Here is a 20,492-nt window from a genome sequence, read left to right on the forward strand (position 1 = left end):
TTTATTCAACCGTTCTTAAAAATGTAAAGAATTTTCGAGAATCGTATGTGTTTCACTGTTTAGTTATCAAGGTTGTCTGTCTTTCGACAGCCTGTTTACTTTATCACATCTCTTTTTCTTTGTCAAGAACTTTTTTCAAGTTTTTTCAAAGTTTTTCGAACTCTTCCGGATTTCGGAACTGTTCTTCTGAACTGTGATTGTCGGCTCTGTTCAAGCGACTTGATTACTTTAACATATTCATTTTAAGTTGTCAAGCACTTTTTTAATTTCTTTTTTTCTTTCAGAAATTATCTTAAATTGTCTCTTTTCAAAAAACAATTATTTCTGACAGCTCAACTAATATAACACCGAAAGCAGCCCCTGTCAACAGTTAATTTCATAATTTGACAAACTTTTTTATTTTCCCCTTTCCATTTATCTTATCTACCCACCTATTCCTTTTTCACCTATAAGAAAGTCAATCTATTAATGAGCAGCTTCCCACCGCCACTTTTCCACTACCAATAACCAGCCAAGCCCGCCAGGAATGATCTGACGGGCTTGGCGTACCTTAACTTTCACTTAATATACTTTTTAACTTCATACAACGACCCCAATATTTTCTCCGCCAACACTCTCATCTCCTCCGTCGGCTCCTTCAGATCTGGCACCATAATCGGATGCATCCCCGCCGCATGCGCCGCTCTGATTCCATTATAAGAATCCTCAATCACATAACAATTTTCAGCTTTAGAACCAAGTCTTCTACACGCCTCCAGAAAAATATCCGGCTCCGGTTTACTACGTTTCACCATATCTCCACCAATAATCTGATCAAAATATACAAGCAGCCCGCCCTCAGAAATCTGTCTGCGCACCGTCGCCTCCTGCGTTGAACTGGCAAGTCCAACCTTAAATCCATTCTCCTTAAGATACTTTAAAAGCTCCTCAACCCCCGGCTTCTTAGCCAGTCTGCCACCAGAAGCATGGCTAAAAAACACTTCTGCCATCTCCGCTTTATACTCATCATAAGAAAAATCCTGACCATAATGCTTCAGAAAAATCTCCTTGCTTACAACACTATTCGTACCCAGACACTCATGGCATGCTGCCTCAACATTCTCAATTCCATGACGTTCCGCTACCTCTTTCCACGAACGAAGCACAAGTGTTTCAGAGTCAAAAATCACTCCATCCATATCAAATATTACTGTATCAATTTTGCCCGTCATAACTCCTGACCCTTTCTCAATCATTCTTTCGCGCCTTGAAACTCCCTATATTCAAAACATGGAACTTTACGACACATTGGATAATGATTTATTTTCTCATAATATAACTGATCGCATCACGAATCTGCGACACATAAACCAGATTAATTCCATCTATCTTAGCAACCGAAGATTTACATACTTCCGGAAGCATCACTGTCTCAAACCCCAGTTTCTTAGCTTCCTGCACACGCTGCCCTGCCATACTGACAGCACGAATCTCTCCACTCAGACCAATTTCGCCAAATACCATCACATTATCCGGAATCACAATATCCTTTGCACTCGAAACGATTGCAAGGCAGATTCCCAGATCGATCGCCGGTTCTGTCATCTTCATTCCACCCGCAATATTTACATAAGCATCCGACGAAGCCAGATGAATTCCAACCTTTTTTTCAAGCACTGCCATAAGAAGATTCACTCTGTTAAAATCGGTTCCCACCGCAGTTCTTCGCGGAATTCCAAAATTACTCTGGCAAACAAGTGCCTGAATCTCCACTAAAATTGGACGAGTTCCTTCCATTGAACATGCCACAACAGAGCCTGAAGCATCCTCCGGTCTGCCATTCAACAAAAATTCTGATGGATTCTTCACTTCTTCCAGCCCTGTATTGCACATCTCAAACACACCAATTTCATTGGTAGAGCCAAAACGATTCTTAACAGCACGCAGAATACGATAAGAGGCATGACGATCCCCCTCGAAATACAACACGGTATCTACCATGTGTTCCAAAACTCTCGGTCCTGCCACGTTTCCCTCTTTCGTCACATGTCCAACAATAAAAATGGAGACACCCATTCCTTTCGCGATCTGCATCAGAATATTGGTAGATTCCCGCACCTGAGAAACACTTCCCGGCGCTGAACTTACATCTTCATGAAACATCGTCTGAATCGAGTCGATTACCACTACATCCGGTTTCTTACGCTCAATCACCTCACGGATTACTTCCAGGTTTGTCTCGCATAAAAGCTGCATTTTATCATTAAACTGTCCGATTCTGTTCGCCCTGAGTTTAATCTGTCTCAGAGATTCCTCCCCGGAAATATAGAGAACAGAAATCTGCTTTTCTGCAAGATTTCTGCATACCTGTAAAAGCAGTGTTGATTTACCAATTCCAGGATCTCCTCCCACTAAAACAAGGGAGCCGGGGACGATACCGCCGCCCAGCACCCTGTCAAGTTCACCAATCTGAGTTGTCTGCCGTTCATCTTCTGACAGGCTGATGTCTTTAAGGATCACCGGTTCCTGCCTTTTTTCTGATGATTTCGTTATGCCAGAAGATGAGGATTTCTTAGTGGAAACTGTCTCCTCCACAAAAGTATTCCATGCCTTACAGCCCGGACACTGCCCCATCCATTTCGCAGATTCATATCCGCATTCCTGACAAAAATATACAGTCTTTTTATTTTTTAGCATTTTACAATTTTTACTTCTACTCTTGCAGCATTTCCAAGTTCTACACTAAAGGAAAGTTTACCGCCAAGGTTTGTCTTCATCTTGCCAGTGCTTGCCTGCTCGATAAATACCTCATACTCTGTGTCCGGTTCCATCTCTACTGTGATCTGTGCATCTTCCGGTCCTTCTACATGGAAGTCCATCTGCGCTTCTCTCTGTGTAAGGTTAAACACTGCTGTTCCCGGAACTGATTCGTAAACGAACATTCCGTTTCTCTCGAGCTTGGTAATCTCCTTAAAAGTTTTTACTTTATACATATCGCCCTGATGCTGGTAATCTGATAATTTAGACTTCTGTGCAAGCTCATAATCACCAAAGCTGATTGCTCCATTCTCTTCTGTGCGGATTAATTCTTTTACTACTGCCATTTCCCTATGTCCTCCTAAGACTCTTTTGTTTGCCGTCCCCGCCGTTTTATTCACCGGCATTGATACAGTTTTCATCATCACTGTACCTTTCCCGACATTTTATGTGGTTATTATATAATAAATTCACCTTTTTGACCAGTGGCTCACTGGTTTTTTTATACTAATTTCACAATTCACAAGTATCGTACTATTTGGATTCTCACAGTTCCTTCACTTCAAACATAATCTCATTCTTATAAAGTTTCACCTGTACATGGTCTCCATGTTTAACTTTGCCTTCCAGAATCTCATTTGCAAGTGCATCCTCGATTCTGCTCTGGATTGCGCGGCGAAGTGGACGGGCACCGTATTTGTTGTCAGAACCTTTATCTGCAATAAAATCTTTCACTGCATTTGTTACAGAAAGCTGAATATCCATCTGCTCTGCGCATCGTTTCTCCAATGCCTTAAGAAGCAGAGTTACGATCTTACGGATATCTTCTTTATTTAATACATGGAATACCATGATATCATCAATTCGGTTGAGGAATTCTGGTTTGAAGATACGGCGTACTTCTTCCATTACACCGCCTTTCATCCGTTCATAGTCCTTCTTCTCATCATTATTTGACATGAATCCCAGACGTTTCGGCTCCATGATTGCCTGCGCACCTGCATTAGATGTCATGATAATAATCGTCTGTTTAAAGTCTACCTTTCTACCCTGTGCATCTGTGATATGACCATCATCCAATACCTGAAGAAGAATGTTAAATACATCCGGATGAGCTTTCTCAATTTCATCAAAAAGCAGTACACTATATGGATTTCTGCGGACTTTCTCGCTGAGCTGTCCACCCTCTTCATAGCCTACATATCCCGGAGGAGATCCAATCAGTTTGGAGACGCTGTGTTTCTCCATATATTCAGACATGTCAACCCTGATCATTGCCTGCTCACTGCCAAATACTGCCTCTGCAAGAGCTTTGGAAAGCTCTGTCTTACCAACACCTGTCGGTCCAAGAAAAAGGAATGAACCAATCGGACGGTTCGGATCTTTAAGTCCTACTCTTCCTCGCTTCACTGCCTGTGCAACAGCTTTTACTGCTTCATCTTGTCCAATCACTCGTTTATGAAGCTCTTTTTCAAGACGTGCAAGACGTTTGGTTTCTCCTTCTGTCAGACGCTGAAGCGGTATTTTCGTCCAGTCGGAAATAGTTTCTGCGACAGCAGCTTCATTTACGACCAGTTTTTTTCTCTTATTTCTGCGCTCTGTCTTAATACGGATTTTCTCCATCTCGGCTTCTACTTCGTTCTGGCGGATCTGCGCTTTTCTGGCACGTTCAATATCTGCCGTCTTAACTGCCTGCTCTTTTTCCTCGCGAAGCTCGTTAAGTTCCATTTCATATGCTTCCAGTTCTGGTGCTGACTGATAACCTGCAAGCTGGACCTTGGATGCTGACTCATCAATGATATCGATAGCCTTATCCGGAAGGAAACGGTCATTGATATATCTCTGAGACATTTTCACTGCTGCCTCAAGGGCCTCTTCTTCGATCTTCACTCCATGGTGTTTCTCATAATATGGGCGAAGTCCCTTAAGAATCTCTATTGTCTCTTCTGCAGATGGTTCTTCCACTGTTACCGGCTGAAATCTTCGTTCCAGTGCCGCATCTTTCTCAATATGTTTGCGGTATTCTTCAAGAGTCGTTGCTCCGATAAGCTGAATCTCACCTCTGGACAGAGATGGTTTCAGAATATTTGATGCATCCAGCGCACCCTCAGCTCCTCCAGCCCCGATAATGGTATGGATTTCATCAATAAACAGAAGAATCCCCTGATGTTCCTTCACTTCCTGAATCACATTCTTGATACGTTCCTCAAATTCACCTCTGTACTTGCTTCCCGCAACCATACCGGAAAGATCCAGAACAACAAGACGTTTATCTTTCACTGTATCAGGAACCATTCCCATGACAATACGCTGAGCAAGCCCTTCAACGATAGCTGTTTTACCAACTCCCGGCTCACCAACCAGACATGGATTGTTCTTAGTTCTTCTGCTCAGAATCTGGATAAGTCTGGTAATCTCTTTATCACGTCCTACTACTGGGTCAAGCTTTCCTTCTGCGGCAAGCTGTGTCAGATCGCGGCTGTATTGATCCAGAGTAGGGGTGCTTGTCATCTTTTTATTTCTTGCATTCTTTGCATACTGAAATTCCTCTGCAATCGTATCATTATCAAATCCCATCGCTGTCAGAATCGCAGCAAAAAGTTTCTGGATATTTACTCCCATTGTAAACAACAGTCTGGTAGCTACGCAGTCTGTCTCTTTCAGAAGTGCAAGCAACAGATGCTCTGTTCCGCAGACGCATTCCATGCTCTCTGCATCTTCCTGCGCCTGCTCAATGATTCTCTTTGATCTCGGGCTATACTGTGGATCCTTTTCTTCTACAACAGTATCTCCCTGTGCCGGAGCAATCAGTTGGCTGATCAGCTCCATAAGCTTTTCTTCTTCTACATTAAATTCCTGCAGTACTTTTCCCGCAGTACCCTCCGGTTCCTTTAAAAGACCTGCCAGAAGATGTTCTGTTCCGATATACCCGTGTCCACAAGACTTCGCTGTCGTCTTTGCCAGTTTAAGGGCATTCTCTGCCTGTCTGGTAAATTGTCTCTCCATGTCGTCTCCTATCTGTCTTTATTATAGTCATCAAAAATTTCGTCAATAAGCTGATGTACTTCCTCTCTGGTCACACTCTTACAGCATCCTTTCGCAAGAGCCACCATGAGATTCTGTTTCAGTTCTTCTAACGCTTTACGTTTATTTACATCAATGGAAATCACTGCACCACGTCTGCGGTCGATAGTTACAAATCCCTCCTGCCTTAACAGTGAATATGCCTTATTTACTGTGTGCATATTAATTCCTACTGTATCTGCAAGCTGCCTTACAGATGGTAAAGCATCACCTTCCTGCAGCCTTGACGTAGCAATTCCCATGATAATCTGATTAGTCAGCTGGATGTAAATGGCTTCATCACTGCTGAAATCTATTTCAATCATCATATGGTTTTTTCTCCTTTTTGTGTTACACATATCCTAGCACAAACCAACATTTTTTGCAATCATAAAAGGTGTACATCATGTATTCTATTTCACATGATATACACCTCTTTATATTTTGCCTTACTGTTTTCTAAATTTCTTCAGATACTCTGTCCAGATTATTTCAGTCCAATAATCTTGTTCAACTGTTCTTTATTCAGAATAAGGTTGAATCCTAATGGATTAACTGCATAAGCCATTGCCTTGTCAATCATCAGTTCCGGAAGTTTTGCAAATGGTACTTTTGCAATACGGAGTTTCTGACCTTTGGTAAATTTCTCGAGTTCCATGACATCAGTAAATACCGGCTGAAGAATGTCACCTTTTTTATTCTTCAGATATGGAATGTTGATCTTCTTCGGATCTTCCGGATCTACATTCATGGCAACCAGATATTCTGATTTTTTAAGGTTCACGATCAGCTCTTCCTCAAGTTCGCGGATATTTCCATGCTGGTCTTTCTCTACCGGGCGGCGAAGTTCCTGTACAAAATAAATACCGGAAAGTTCAAGTGTCGGATTGAGAAGTGGTCTCTTGGCCGGCTCAATTTTGCTCATATCAGCCTGTTTTGCAATATCAGGAAGATCAATCTCAATCTTATCTTCACCGTCTACCCATACAACAGTGTTAACACCAATGGCATAAAAAGTACCATATAATCTTGGATAATCTTTCTTGGAAAATCTCATTCCCATAAGAAGAATCTTATCTTCAATCATCTTTTTGCCGAATTCCTTGATTCCCTCTTCTGTGGAAAAAATCCATGCCTGGTCATTATAAGTCTCTTCGTCACATTTCACATATGGCAGTTTGGTAGCCTGTGAGTATGCAACAAATACTGTCTCTCTGTTCTGTAATTCCTTGATTGCTTCTTCTTTGCTGATTCCCATTATTTTATCCTCTCTGTCTCATTTCTTTTATGATCTTTTTCATTTCCTTATCAACACGATAAGACTCTGTGATCTTCTGTAGTGATTTCTTATATGTAAATTCATCCAGTTTGTGACCGTCCTGCAAGTATGTCAGCATCTCATCCGGAAATGCCGCAAAATATACAGATATTGCCCACGCCACTGCCATCTTTGCATAATATCCCTGCTGAGTGATACTCTCCAGACGTCTGATACTCTCTTTCAAATATTCACGCTTCACAAAATGTCCCAGAAGCATGACTGCCGCAAATCTTGCTTCGTATTCTTTATTCGAAGTAAAATACGTTTCAATAAAATCCCAGTATTCTGTCTGGTATTTATCTGCATCTTTTAATGTACTGCAAAAGCAATCGCATACTGCCCAGTTATTAATGTCCGGCACAAATTTTGCCACATATGTTAAGCGTTCTTTGCATTCCATCTTTGCATAAGCACTCACCAATCCGCGAAGCATCGTTTCTTCATACCACTGGTCATCCGCCTGTTCAAACCATTCCTGCCAGTCCATACCAGAAAGCTGCTTTGCAAATTTTCGCAACACCGGAAGTCTGATTCCCATAACATTATCCACACCCGGCAGAAGATTGCTGTGAAAATCCCGATAACCGGTATCTTCATTCTCCTGCAGAAACTGGCGCACCATATGTGTCGTCACCTGAATCTCTTTCTGACTTTTCCTGTTCATAATATTTCTCCCATTACTGTGCATATGCTGAACAGTAACTTTCTCCTTGCTGTTTCTGCTACGTTACAATTCATCTCAATCTGTAACTTTGCTTTACAGCACTTTTCTATTTTATAACAGATTGCATGAAAAGTAAAGGAAATCGCTCGTATTATTTATGCAAAATAATTTATGTGGATTCTATCGTTCTTTCAAAAAATATTACATCGAGATCATTTTGGACAGAAGAAGTATCTGCCAACCATAAAACAGGAGACAAGAATGGGACTTTTATCCCAGCCTTGTCTCCTGTTTATTTTTAAACATCAATATTTTTTATGCTTCATCAATTGCTTTTCCAATATCATGGCGCATATATTTATTTGCGAATGTAATCCACTCTGTAGCTTCATATGCATTCTTTCTTGCTTCTTTTAAATCTTTGCCTGTCGCAGTAATTCCCAGAACACGGCCACCATTAGTAACAATCTGACCGTCTTTCAGTTTGGTTCCTGCGTGGAAGCAGTAATATCCGTCTTTGCCTTTGAAATTTTCAAAGCCGTACATTGGGATACCTTTTTCATATTTCACAGGATATCCATCACTTGCAAGTACTACGCACACTGCTGCATTATCCTCGAACTGAAGGTCTACCTGGTCCAGTGTTCCATTTACGCAAGCTTCCATTACTTCAATGATATCATTCTTCATACGTGGCAGGACTACCTGTGCTTCCGGATCTCCGAAGCGTGCATTATATTCCAATACCTTCGGGCCATCTGCGGTAAGCATAAGACCAAAGAAAATGATTCCCTTAAATGGGCGCCCTTCTGCAGCCATTGCATCTACTGTCGGCTGATATACATATTTCCTGCAGAATTCATCTACTTCTTCTGTATAGAACGGACTTGGGGAGAAAGTTCCCATTCCGCCAGTATTCAATCCCTGATCACCGTCCTGAGCACGTTTGTGATCCTGTGCGGATGTCATTGTACGGATAGTTTTTCCATCTACAAATGATAACACAGAGACTTCACGTCCTGTCATAAATTCTTCAATGACCATAGTATTTCCGGCATTTCCGAATTTCTTATCTTCCATGATCTCTTTTACGCCGTCTTCTGCCTCTTTCAAATCCTTGCAGATCAGCACTCCCTTGCCGAGTGCAAGACCATCTGCTTTCAGAACAATTGGAAATCTGGCTTCCGTGCGGAGATATTCCAGTGCTTTCTCAGGATCATCAAAATTCTCATATGCTGCTGTCGGGATATTATATTTCTTCATTAAATCTTTCGAGAAAGCTTTAGATCCCTCAAGGATCGCAGCGTTCTTTCTTGGTCCGAATACTTTCAGACCGCGGGCCTCAAATACATCTACGACACCACCGACCAGCGGATCATCCATGCCAATGATCGTAAGATCGATTTCTTTTTCCTGTGCAAAATCAGCAAGTTTCTCAAATTCCATTGCACCGATATCTACACATTCTGCAAGCTCTGCGATTCCTGCATTTCCAGGTGCACAATAAATTTTATCTACTTTCGGGCTTTTTGAAACACTCCATGCAATCGCATGTTCTCTGCCGCCGCTGCCTACAATTAAGACTTTCATTTTATCTTGCCGCTCCTTTTTGTATCTACTCTTCCGTATCGTATTCTTCTATTTCCACTCTTCCATCCACAACCTTCACCTTGCCATTGGCAATGAGATTGATTGCCTTAGGAAGAATTTTCCACTCTGCTTTCTCCATGACACGTCTCTGGAGAACTTCCGGAGTGTCATCAGATTTAATCTTCACTGCTTTCTGAAGAATAATCGGACCGGTATCTGTGCCAGTATCAACGAAATGTACCGTAGCGCCTGTAACACGAACCCCTCTTGCTAACGCTTTCTCATGCACATGAAGTCCGTAATAACCAACTCCGCAGAAAGACGGAATCAGTGACGGATGGATATTAATGATCTTATTTGGATATGCTTCCACGATCATCGGCGGGATTGCTACGAGGAATCCCGCCAGAACGATAAGCTCTACGCCACTCTCTTTCAGCTTTTCCAGAAGTGCTTTGTGAAATTCTTCTCTGCTTTCATACTGTTTCGGAGAAATACATACGGCTTCTATGTTATGGTTCTTCGCTCTCTCCAGCGCATAAGCATTTGGGTTGTTGCTGATGACCAGAGATACTTCTGCATTTGTGATCTTTCCACTGTCAATGGCATCCAGGATGGCCTGCAGATTTGTGCCGCCTCCTGAAACCAGTACACCGACTTTTAACATAAAGCCACTCCTTTTTCACCTGCTTCGATACGTCCGACTACATATGGAGTATCGCCTGCTGCTTTGATTGCTTCCATTGTTTTATCAACATCTGCTGCATCTACGGCAAGAACCATTCCGAGTCCCATGTTGTAGGTGTTGTACATCATCTGTTCTTCAATGTTACCTTTCTCTGCAAGGAGTTTGAAGATCGGAAGCACCGGATAGCTGTTCTTCTCTACTACTGCACGTGTACCATCTTTGAGCATACGCGGAATGTTTTCATAGAAACCGCCACCTGTGATATGGCTGCATGCATGTACGCGGACACCTGCATTTTTGATGCTCTTTAATGCTTTTACATAGATTCTTGTCGGGGCAAGAAGAGCTTCACCAAGTGTTGTTCCAAGTTCATCATAGTAAGTATCAAGGGATTCTTTTGTCATATCAAATACTTTACGGACAAGTGAGAAACCGTTGCTGTGAACGCCAGTGGAAGCCATACCGATCAGGACATCTCCGGCTTTTAAATCTTCTCCTGTGATCATATCTTTCTTATCGCAGACACCTACTGCAAAACCAGCCAGGTCGTATTCATCTTCCGGCATTAATCCCGGATGTTCTGCTGTCTCACCACCGATGAGAGCTGCATCAGACTGCACACATCCTTCAGCCACACCGCCTACAATAGCTGCGATTTTCTCCGGATAGTTCTTTCCACATGCAATATAGTCAAGGAAGAATAATGGTTCTCCGCCTGCACATGCGATATCATTGACACACATGGCAACTGCATCAATTCCGATGGTATCATGTTTGTCCATGACCATCGCAAGTTTTACCTTTGTTCCACATCCGTCTGTACCGGATAAGAGTACCGGCTCTTCCATTTCTTTGATCTTAGCAAGGGAAAATGCTCCGGAAAATCCACCCAGACCTCCGAGCACTTCTTCGCGCATGGTTCTCTTTACATGTTCTTTCATCAGCTCTACTGATTTATATCCTGCTTCAATATCTACTCCAGCGGTCTTGTAATCCATAATTATCCTCCGTCTTCTACTCTCAATTTCAGATTATTTTCTATTACCGTTCACTTCGTGTGTAGTAATTATTTTTTAGTAATTTTTGCATCCGACTTCCTGTAATCTGGCGTCTTTTGCTTCTACCTGTTCTTTTAATTCCTGGCTGTAAGCTTTTAACTTTGCAAGAAGTTCTGCATCTGAAGTTGCAAGGATCTTAGCTGCCAGAAGTCCTGCGTTTACACCGCCGTTGATAGCTACTGTTGCAACCGGGATTCCTGATGGCATCTGTACGATGGAATAAAGGGAATCTCTTCCTCCAAGGGAAGTTGTGTGCATAGGAATTCCGATAACCGGCATCGGGAAGATTGCCGCGCACATTCCTGGCAGATGTGCTGCCATTCCGGCACCTGCGATAATTACTTTAAAGCCTTTTTCTTCTGCTGTTTTTGCGTATTCAAAAAAGACATCCGGTTCCCTGTGTGCGGAAATGATCTTCATCTCATAATCAATTCCCAGTTTCTCCAGAATGTCTGCTGCTTTGCTCATGATCGGCATATCTGAGTCGCTGCCCATCACAATTCCTACTTTTGCCATGATTATTCTCCTTTTCTTCTCAAGTATCCTCTGACAGATATGGTTATACCCGTCGGAGACTCACATTTTATTCTTATTGATAAAAAAAGTACGGTTAGAAAAGATTTTTTCAAAACCCTCTCTAACCGTAGATTCTACTAAGATTCCCTTTTTCTGTCAATAATATTGGAGCAAAGAAATATTTTGATGAACTAATAATTTTTTTATTGACTATTATTCATCCCCAAACGGTTCATTGAGTGCTTCTGTTCCCGGCAGTACAAACCTTCCGTCTTCGATGATTGCTGTCATTTCACCCTCATCATCAATAGTTCGGATACTTCCCAGTTCATCATACGGGATCGTGATATCTGTGTGGCATCCATAATAAGCAAGGCTGACATCATCTTTTCTCATCTCAGAAATCTCATTGTCTCTTGCAATGATTTCTTTTCCATCAGGATTATAAACCGGAGTATCCTCTTCCCAGCTGTAGCAGGTATCTCCTACCGCAAAATGCGGTCCCATCTTCTCTGCGATAAGAATCGGAAGTTTATCCGCGATGTCATATTTGTGTGCGGCCACATAAGCTGTCGTATTCGTTCCGATTGCAAATTCTCCCATTGCAATCTTCGGATGATGGAACAGGATGTTATCCTCGATATATTTGCGGTTCTCTTCCTCTGTCTCAAAATTGGAGCAGCTGTAATCAATAACCTGTCCGCAGTCAAATACCAGTTTCAAATCTCTGAACTGCAATCCATTCAGATACACCTTGGAAACATGCAGCATTCCACCGGTTCCTGCAAGCACAGGAGAAGTGAACACTTCACCTAACGGAATATTCACATCCGCCACGCAGTTTTCGAAATTTGTCTGTGTCTTCGGATCTGTCAAGGTATGAAGATGAATGAGCAGATCTGTCTCATTCTCTCCCTTTCCCTTGATTTCTACCCATTCACAGGTGTCAAGAGTGTCAATGATCGTCTGCTGGATCTTCTGATATTTTTTGTAATCCAGTGTATTGATTTTCACGATCTCACGGAAAATCTCAGGGAAATTTTCTCCGATTTCAGGCACCGGATATGCAATAATCGTAAAACTTCTCTCATCACCTTTGATATAGCGGTTTGTGATCTGGCTGGATTCATTATCCAGTTCCAGCTGCAGTTTCTGCTGTGTCTCTGTGAAAGTCCAGCTCTCCGGTTTGCTTACCGGTGAAAATGGAATTTCACCAAATGTCTCGATTACCGCCGGTCCACCATGTACCGCTGCCAGTTCCGCATATTCATCATAGGATGTCTGCATTGCGCGAAGTTTGCGTTTCACGAAATCAGAATCCATAAATAACGCACAGTCCTGTCTGTGGTCGTAATCAAACTGCGGGTTCGCAACTCCACCTGTAAATCCACTTCTGAACTGGTTACGTCTGTTTACTGCATGAAGCGCATGACGATAGATCACTGCTTTAAGTCCCATCTCTTCAAACTGACAGATAGCAGCTTTTACCATACGCTCAAACCCCAGATGATAGCGGATATTAACGGTCTTTTTCCTGGTAATATCTTTTCTTCCTGTAATAAAACCGATACGGTATCCTTCTGTATAGGTACGTGCCATATCATCAATTTCTTTCTGAGAAAGGGAATTCATAAACTCTGCTGTTTTCAGCTCATTCTCTGAAACATACTCACCTGGCTGATACAGATAGCTTAAATCATTCAGATCAGATTCCATGATTAATTTCACTATGAAGTTATTTTCAGGATCAATCGCTTCTCTGATACGCTCTTCTACCATATCCTGGCAATAATCATTTACATAAGAGACAAGAATCTCCTTCACCTGTTTCTCAGTAGGAATTTCCTCCTGCGCAAATGCGGAATAGATTTCCAGAAACAGTTCCAGTATAACCGTAAGATCCCATGCTTTCTTTTCAAAAGCATAGGCAATCCCACCATGAAGTTCTGTATACAGGAATGTAAATACCTTTCCGTATTCTCCCAGCATCTTCTGTGCATAGGCTGGATTTCCATAAGAATTCTCATAGTTCTGCGGCAGGATATCCTGGTATAATTCATGATTCTGCACTTTCAGTTCTACAAAGTTTTTTCCCTGCGTTCCATTATCCATTACAGTGATGATCTGCTGTAAAAACGCAGCTTCTTTTACAAAGAAATCACGATATGGCTCTTCCACGATTGTTTCCTGCGGTATCTGGGCAATTCTTTCTTTTGCCAGTTCATATCGTTCCATAACCCATTCGTCCAAATTATTCCCCTCCTTTTTGTCTTTCAGCCTGAAATTCCCATCAGGAAAATTCCAAGCCAGCTAATCATTATTATTCCATTTGCAATAGACCCAATCATGCTTGTGCGATGTGTCCTGTTTTCTTCCGAGAAACTCTTAAGCCCCATTGTGAATCCATATATGGACAGCAACATCGCACAAAGACTGACACCGCCTACAATGTATCCAAATTTTCCCTTCAAAAAAAAGGACAGCAAAACTGCAATCACAAATAAAAGCAGGGAAGCTGCCGCCAGACAGGTCGACAACTTACCCTTCTGCGCTTCCTTTTTCTTTGTAAATGCATATCTATATCTTTTTGCCATAAATCTTTCTCCTCAGGTGATCGCAGATAAAAAAAAGCAGATATCCCAGCGCTGCCCCCGCTGTATTAAGTATCATGTCATCTACATCGAAACATCCGACTTTGGTAATAAGCTGGATTACTTCCACTGTAACACTAAGTCCAAATCCTGCCAGTATAATCAGCCATCCGCTTCTCATTCTCTCCAAAATAACCGGCAGTATAAATCCAAAGGGCAGAAAGCCTATCACATTTCCAAAAAGATTTGTAAAGACCGCCAGAAATCCCAGCTGTTTTCTATACACCAAAAAACGTCGTATTTCAACAAACGGAATCAGATTATACCTGTATTCCCGTTCTTCCATTGCTACTCTTCCATATCCTTCTGAAAAGAAAAGGAAATAAATCAGTGCCAGAACATACAGGATAAACAGAACCGTTCCCAGTGTCCGTATGATATGCTTTGTTTCTTTCTTCAATGTTTTCTCCTGTTTCTGACTGAAAAACCACATAGTGCAATTTCCCGGTCTGATACAGACAGTTCGAAAAATTTCCCCATGTGGTTTATGCGGTCTTTTATATCAATATATCTGATTTCTTTTTCAGCAGTCTTGCACCGCTTACGATCATCATAATCCCCGTTACGATTCCTGTTGTCAGTACAATGATTCCGACTGCCAGACTGCATGCTCCTGTGGAAGACATGGTTTTATATATTTTTTCGTTCATAGTCATCCTCACCTTCATGTCAGGCCTGTATATCGCAGACCAAAGCACATTTATTCATTTATTTTGCACCGTACTGCTCATAATATGCATCAATCGCAGCTTTAAGAGTATCGTCAATGATTACTTTTCCTTTGTACTCTTTGTTGTAAAGATGTTCAATTACTTCCTGCATGGTAACAATCGCATTTGTCTCAAAGCCATAGAGGTCATGCACTTCATCAAGTGCGCACTTCACGCCGCCTTTTCCAACTTCCATACGGTCAAGAGAAACCATCAGACCAACGATTTCTACATTTGCCGCACCTTTTACCTTTGGTACTGTTTCTTCCATAGATTTACCGGATGTGGTTACATCCTCGATCATAACTACACGATCGCCATCTTTTAATTTACTTCCAAGGAAACTTCCCTTGTCTGCACCATGGTCTTTCTCTTCCTTGCGGTCTGAGCAATAACGAATTTCTTTTCCGTATAATTCGCTGAATGCGATAGCTGTTACAACACTTAACGGAATTCCCTTGTATGCCGGTCCGAAAAGTACGTCAAAATCATCGCCATATTTGTCGTGAATCGCATGTGCATAGTATTCGCCAAGTTTCTTTAACTGAGAACCTGTTACATATCCACCTGCATTCATGAAAAATGGAGACTTTCTTCCACTTTTAAGAGTAAATTCTCCAAATTTCAGTACTTCACTGTCTACCATAAATTCAATAAATTCCTGTTTATACTGTTCCATCTTATGTTCTGCCTCCTGTATTTATTGCAATTAATCTACTAATACCAAGGTTTTAAGTCCAAAATCAATTCGTATCTGCGCGATAAAGTTTTTTGAACTTAATAGTATTTTTATTTTACAATACCAACCATATCTTTGACAGAATCAAATCCATTCTTCTTCATATATGCTTCGATTCCGTCAATAACCTCCATCGTCACTGCAGGATTATGGAAATTCGCTGTACCAACAGATACCGCGCTTGCTCCTGCAAGAATAAATTCGATAGCATCCTCTGCGCAGGAAATTCCGCCCATACCGATGATTGGAATGTTTACTGCCTGGGCTACCTGATATACCATGCGGACTGCGATTGGCTTCACGATTGGTCCGGAAACACCGCCTGTCTTGTTTGCAAGTGCAAATGTTTTTCTGTTGATATCGATTTTCATACCTGTCAGAGTATTGATCAGGGATACCGCATCTGCTCCACCGGCTTCTGCTCCCTTTGCAATCTCTGTGATATCTGTAACATTCGGTGTCAGTTTCATGATCACCGGCTGTTTTGCAATCCTTTTAATCTGGGCTGTGAGTTCTTCTACATGATGTGCGTCCTGTCCAAATGCAAGGAAACCTGCATTTACGTTCGGACAAGAAATATTAATCTCCATCATATCGATTGGCTGGTCTGCCAGACGTTCTACCACTGCCAGATATTCTTCCGGTGCATGACCACATACATTGACAATGATCTTTGTATCATACTGCTTCAGAAACGGAATGTCTCTCTCACAAAAAAGGTCAATGCCAGGGTTCTGCAGACCGATAGCATTCATCATACCACCGTAAACTTCTGCTACACGCGGAGTAGGATTTCCTGCCCATGGAACATTGGCCACACCTTTGGTTGTTACTGCTCCGAGTTTATTAATATCTACATAATCAGCAAATTCTGCTCCTGAACCAAAAGTTCCGGATGCCACTGTTACCGGATTTTTCCACTCTATGCCGGCAATATTTACACTCATATCCATCAGATTTCCACCTCCGTAGAAAGAAATACCGGGCCATCCTTACAGATTCTCTTGTTATGCACATTGCTGTGTGCATCCTTCTCTTTGGACTTGCACACACAGGCAAGGCAGGCACCAATCCCGCATGCCATACGTTCTTCCAGAGAAATATAGCATTCAATTTCATTTTCTTCTGCGTACTGTTTGATCGCACGGAGCATCGGAGTAGGACCGCACGCATAGATAATATCTGCATTTAGACCATTTTCTCTGATAGCATCCATGACATTGCCTTTTGTTCCTACACTGCCATCCTCTGTAGCAATATAGAGTGTTCCTGCTGCCTCAAACTCTTCCCTGAGGAAAGTATGACAGTCGCGGTATCCTGCAACGATCTGTTTCTTCTCACATTTCATCTGCTTTGCCAGCTCCAGAATCGGAGGAACACCAATTCCACCGCCCATAAGGAATACATTCTTTCCCTGTGCTTTCTCTACCGGAAAACCATTTCCAAGCGGTCCGAGAACCGGAATCGTATCTCCGGCTTTCAGTTTTGAAAATCCGTCTGTGCCGGTTCCCGGTCCGGTTACTCTGTAAACAAGATGAAGTCTTTTATTTTCTTTATCAATCTCGCAAAGGCTGATCGGTCTCGGGAGAATTTTAGATTTGTCATTTGTATAAAGTGATACAAACTGACCTGGTTTCGCATCCACTGCGATCTTATCGGTCTGAATCCACATACTGTAAATACCTGCACCGATGCTCTCCTGGCTTACAATGGTACAGATTTCTCTTGTTTTCTCGCTCATTCTGCGCCTCCTAGCGGTTATTTAAAGCACTGCTGATGTCTTCAATCATATCTTTTACTGCCTGACGGGATGCATCTGCATAGTTTAATTCACCAAAGGAAGCATATTTCTCCTGTTTGTAAGCTGCGATAATTCCACGGGAAGAGTTAACGATCGCACCAAGTCCATCTTCATTGAAGAAGTGTACAAGATCTGCACCTTTGCCACCCTGTGCCCCATAGCCAGGTACCAGGATAAATGTTTTCGGCATGATCTTACGGAGTGTTTTTCCCATTTCAGGATAAGTTGCACCTACTACAGCACCTACATAGCTGTAGCCATTTCCCATATGTTCTTCGCCCCACTGGGCAACTTTCTCACCAACCCACTCATAAAGCGGACGGCCGTCAATGATTCTGTCCTGGAATTCTCCACTGGACGGATTGGATGTTTTTACAAGTACAAAGATACCTTTGTTCTCTTCTTTGCATACGTCGATAAATGGTTTCACACCGTCTGATCCAAGATATGGGTTTACAGTTGCGAAATCTTCGTCAAATCCTGCGATTTTGTTGCTTCCCACCTGAACTTTTCCAAGATGTCCTACTGCATATGCAGCGGATGTAGATCCAATATCACCACGTTTGATGTCGCCGATAATCACCAGACCTTTTTCCTTGCAGTAATCAACTGTTCTTTTGTATGCCATTAATCCAGGAATACCAAACTGCTCATACATGGCGATCTGTGGTTTTACAGCCGGAATCAGATCACTGACTGCGTCCACGATTCCTTTATTATACTGCCAGATTGCCTCTGCTGCGCCTTCTAATGTCTCACCCAGTTCAGAAAATGCTTTCTGCTGTATGTGCTGTGGAATATAGTTAAGCATTGGATCCAGTCCTACAACGATAGGAGCGTTTGTTTTCTGGATTTTTTCAATAAGTTTGTTGATCATGAGTCTTTCCTCCTGAATATTTATCTCTTGATTTTATGACGTCAGGATCAAAAAGTCTTTTGACCCTGATATCATTTTATACGTTCTGATACACAACTTTTCCATCGCAGATAGTGTAAAGAATCTTTCCTTTTACTTTCCATCCGTCAAATGGAGTGTTGCGTCCTTTGGAAGCAAATTCATTTTTATCTATTTTGTATTCATGGCCGATGTCTGCGATGACAATATCTGCAGGATGGCCTTTCTGGATGGTTCCCCTGTCACTTCCGAGAATCTGCGCCGGATTCCAGCTCATTTTCTCGATCAGCTGTGAAATTGTAAGAATACCGGTTTCTACCAGTGCGGTATAGGATAATGCAAAGCTTGTCTCAATTCCTACGATACCGAAAGCTGCATTTCGGATTGAGCCGGTCTTCTCAGGTACCGCATGTGGTGCATGGTCTGTACTGATTACTTTAAAAGAACCATCTTTCAGCCCCCTGATCAGTGCATCTACATCTTTTTTTGTGCGAAGAGGAGGGTTCATTTTGTAATTTGGATCGTCACATTTGATATCATCTGAAGTAAGAATAAAGTGATGTGGGCAAACCTCTGCTGTGATATTATCCAGACCTTCTTCCTTTACAATTTCCATCATTTTGGCAACGCCTTCTGTGGAGCAGTGACAGAGATGAAGCTTTGCACCTGTCTCTCTTGCCAGAAGAATGTCTCTTGCTGCGATCACATCCTCTACTGCATTGCAGATACCTGGTAATCCCAGTCTCTTTGCATTCTCATCATCATTCATGCAGCCATCTCCACGCAGGTCAATGTCCTCACAGTGTGCAAAAATCGGAACATTCAATTCCTTAGCTACTTCCATCGCTTCTTTGCAGAGTCTGGTATTCATAACTGACTTTCCATCCTCAGACAGCGCAGGAATTCCTGCTTTTACCATTCCTTCAATATCGGAAAGCTGTTCGCCTTCCTCTCCCTGTGTAATAGCCCCTGCCTGAAGCACATGAATGTCGGAAAGCTGTTCTGCTTTATTGTGTACATAATTTACACGGTCCGGATTATCAATAACCGGCGTTGTGTTTGGCATGGCAACAACAGTTGTCACTCCACCTCTCGCAGCAGCGCGGGAACCTGTCTCTATATCCTCCTTCTGTGTCTGTCCAGGATCTCTGAAATGAACATGAAGATCAATCAGACCTGGCATTACCAGACATCCTTTCGCGTCAATCACTCTGTCACTTTTATCCTTTACTGAAAGTTTCTCACCAATTTCAGTGATCACTCCGTCTTCCAGATAAACATCGCCTTTTTTATCAGTATCGGTGGCCGCATCTACGATACGCCCTCCCCGAATCAGAATACCCATACAATTCTCTCCCTTCGTTGTGGTCCAGTGTACAGACAAGTTGATTTCTTGAACAATCTTACGTCTAAATTTCTTATTTCTGCGTTGTCGTCGGTCGCCGTATCCACCGCTACACCTCTCTCCTCCGCCTTGAAATAAGAAAATTTATCCTGCAAGATTGTTTCAAGAATCAACTTGTCGGCACACTAGAGCGTGTTCACTGCCAGGTACTTTAGATACTTTCTATCATCTATGTTGATTACAAGGCAGTAACTTTCTGATATACATAATACACGAAACCGCTTATTTTATAAAGTCTTTTTTTGCTTCTATGCGGTCTTTTTTGCTTGACATTTCAAAATGCGGGAGATATAATCAATTCATATCTGGATTATTTAATGTATAGTCACTGGTTTTTAGAGATTATATACTGGTATATAATCTGTAAAATCTGGTGATTTTTTTATTGCCAGAAGCTATATAATTTTTTTATTTTTTATGGAGGTAACAACATGAACAAGGGAACTGTAAAATGGTTCAACGCAGAAAAAGGTTACGGATTTATCACTGGTGAAGACGGTGCAGACGTATTTGTACATTTCTCCGCTATCAATGGTGAAGGATTCAAATCCCTTGAAGAAGGCCAGGCTGTAACATACGACTTAACAGAAGGTGCTCGTGGAATGCAGGCTGCAAACGTTACAAAATTATAATTCATAATTTTCGATAACGTAAG

The 20,492-nt window shown here is 42.0% G+C and carries 21 protein-coding genes; 1 reads left to right on the forward strand and 20 read right to left on the reverse strand.

Annotation, left to right across the window (positions count from 1 at the left end; genetic code table 11):
• Positions 1–557 precede the first annotated feature (557 nt).
• From ACTNC0_RS12540 to ACTNC0_RS12635, 20 genes are all read right to left on the reverse strand, one after another.
• Positions 558–1,235, reverse strand: coding sequence for an HAD family hydrolase (locus ACTNC0_RS12540; RefSeq protein WP_441087640.1), 678 nt, complete (start codon positions 1,233–1,235; stop codon positions 558–560).
• 64 nt (positions 1,236–1,299) lie between these two features.
• Positions 1,300–2,676 (reverse strand): DNA repair protein RadA, encoded by a 1,377-nt coding sequence (radA, locus tag ACTNC0_RS12545; protein ID WP_441087641.1) that lies wholly within the window; start codon positions 2,674–2,676, stop codon positions 1,300–1,302.
• Complete coding sequence (locus tag ACTNC0_RS12550; RefSeq protein ID WP_441087642.1) at positions 2,670–3,083, reverse strand: endosialidase; 414 nt, start codon at positions 3,081–3,083, stop codon at positions 2,670–2,672. Before ACTNC0_RS12550 ends, radA begins: the two co-directional genes overlap by 7 nt.
• Before the next feature lie 199 nt (positions 3,084–3,282).
• On the reverse strand, positions 3,283–5,742 hold the full coding sequence (locus ACTNC0_RS12555) for an ATP-dependent Clp protease ATP-binding subunit (RefSeq protein WP_441087643.1): 2,460 nt from the start codon (positions 5,740–5,742) through the stop codon (positions 3,283–3,285).
• 8 nt (positions 5,743–5,750) lie between these two features.
• Positions 5,751–6,128, reverse strand: coding sequence for a GntR family transcriptional regulator (locus tag ACTNC0_RS12560; protein ID WP_118247298.1), 378 nt, complete (start codon positions 6,126–6,128; stop codon positions 5,751–5,753).
• Between the two features lie 158 nt (positions 6,129–6,286).
• Positions 6,287–7,057 (reverse strand): SseB family protein, encoded by a 771-nt coding sequence (locus ACTNC0_RS12565; RefSeq protein ID WP_117676473.1) that lies wholly within the window; start codon positions 7,055–7,057, stop codon positions 6,287–6,289.
• 4 nt (positions 7,058–7,061) lie between these two features.
• Positions 7,062–7,784, reverse strand: a complete 723-nt coding sequence (locus tag ACTNC0_RS12570; RefSeq protein WP_441087644.1) for a DNA alkylation repair protein — start codon at positions 7,782–7,784, stop codon at positions 7,062–7,064.
• Between the two features lie 315 nt (positions 7,785–8,099).
• Complete coding sequence (gene purD / locus ACTNC0_RS12575; protein WP_026648357.1) at positions 8,100–9,374, reverse strand: phosphoribosylamine--glycine ligase; 1,275 nt, start codon at positions 9,372–9,374, stop codon at positions 8,100–8,102.
• 25 nt (positions 9,375–9,399) lie between these two features.
• Positions 9,400–10,041, reverse strand: coding sequence for a phosphoribosylglycinamide formyltransferase (gene purN / locus ACTNC0_RS12580; RefSeq protein ID WP_441087645.1), 642 nt, complete (start codon positions 10,039–10,041; stop codon positions 9,400–9,402).
• Positions 10,035–11,060 carry a phosphoribosylformylglycinamidine cyclo-ligase gene (gene purM / locus ACTNC0_RS12585; protein WP_441087646.1) on the reverse strand — a complete coding sequence of 342 codons (1,026 nt, stop codon included), beginning with the start codon at positions 11,058–11,060 and terminating at the stop codon, positions 10,035–10,037. Before purM ends, purN begins: the two co-directional genes overlap by 7 nt.
• 75 nt (positions 11,061–11,135) lie before the next feature.
• The gene (purE, locus tag ACTNC0_RS12590) at positions 11,136–11,636 is read right to left on the reverse strand and encodes a 5-(carboxyamino)imidazole ribonucleotide mutase (protein ID WP_118610029.1); all 501 of its coding nucleotides are present in this window, start codon (positions 11,634–11,636) and stop codon (positions 11,136–11,138) included.
• 213 nt (positions 11,637–11,849) lie between these two features.
• Entirely contained in the window at positions 11,850–13,871 is a 2,022-nt protein-coding gene (locus ACTNC0_RS12595) for an aminopeptidase (RefSeq protein WP_441087721.1), read from the reverse strand.
• Positions 13,872–13,909: 38 nt separating this feature from the next.
• Positions 13,910–14,230 (reverse strand): DUF6142 family protein, encoded by a 321-nt coding sequence (locus ACTNC0_RS12600; RefSeq protein WP_441087647.1) that lies wholly within the window; start codon positions 14,228–14,230, stop codon positions 13,910–13,912.
• Positions 14,214–14,687 (reverse strand): VanZ family protein, encoded by a 474-nt coding sequence (locus ACTNC0_RS12605; protein ID WP_441087649.1) that lies wholly within the window; start codon positions 14,685–14,687, stop codon positions 14,214–14,216. The genes ACTNC0_RS12600 and ACTNC0_RS12605 overlap by 17 nt, the downstream gene beginning before the upstream one ends.
• Positions 14,688–14,784: 97 nt before the next feature.
• Positions 14,785–14,937, reverse strand: a complete 153-nt coding sequence (locus ACTNC0_RS12610; protein ID WP_178761025.1) for a hypothetical protein — start codon at positions 14,935–14,937, stop codon at positions 14,785–14,787.
• A gap of 58 nt (positions 14,938–14,995) precedes the next feature.
• Entirely contained in the window at positions 14,996–15,676 is a 681-nt protein-coding gene (gene pyrE, locus ACTNC0_RS12615; protein ID WP_117676479.1) for an orotate phosphoribosyltransferase, read from the reverse strand.
• A gap of 110 nt (positions 15,677–15,786) precedes the next feature.
• Positions 15,787–16,689 carry a dihydroorotate dehydrogenase gene (locus tag ACTNC0_RS12620; protein ID WP_117676480.1) on the reverse strand — a complete coding sequence of 301 codons (903 nt, stop codon included), beginning with the start codon at positions 16,687–16,689 and terminating at the stop codon, positions 15,787–15,789.
• Positions 16,689–17,477: a dihydroorotate dehydrogenase electron transfer subunit gene (locus ACTNC0_RS12625; RefSeq protein WP_441087650.1), complete on the reverse strand. Its 789-nt coding sequence runs from the start codon at positions 17,475–17,477 to the stop codon at positions 16,689–16,691. The genes ACTNC0_RS12620 and ACTNC0_RS12625 overlap by 1 nt, the downstream gene beginning before the upstream one ends.
• A gap of 10 nt (positions 17,478–17,487) precedes the next feature.
• Positions 17,488–18,414: an orotidine-5'-phosphate decarboxylase gene (gene pyrF, locus ACTNC0_RS12630; RefSeq protein ID WP_117676482.1), complete on the reverse strand. Its 927-nt coding sequence runs from the start codon at positions 18,412–18,414 to the stop codon at positions 17,488–17,490.
• A gap of 76 nt (positions 18,415–18,490) precedes the next feature.
• Complete coding sequence (locus ACTNC0_RS12635) at positions 18,491–19,777, reverse strand: dihydroorotase (RefSeq protein ID WP_441087651.1); 1,287 nt, start codon at positions 19,775–19,777, stop codon at positions 18,491–18,493.
• A gap of 491 nt (positions 19,778–20,268) precedes the next feature.
• Here ACTNC0_RS12635 and ACTNC0_RS12640 point away from each other — a divergent pair, with 491 nt between their 5' ends.
• Positions 20,269–20,469, forward strand: coding sequence for a cold-shock protein (locus ACTNC0_RS12640; protein ID WP_008705499.1), 201 nt, complete (start codon positions 20,269–20,271; stop codon positions 20,467–20,469).
• The last annotated feature ends 23 nt before the right edge of the window (positions 20,470–20,492 follow it).

Origin of the sequence: Blautia sp. HCP3S3_B11 (genome assembly GCF_052064435.1) — a bacterium.
Classification (GTDB): domain Bacteria; phylum Bacillota; class Clostridia; order Lachnospirales; family Lachnospiraceae; genus Blautia_A.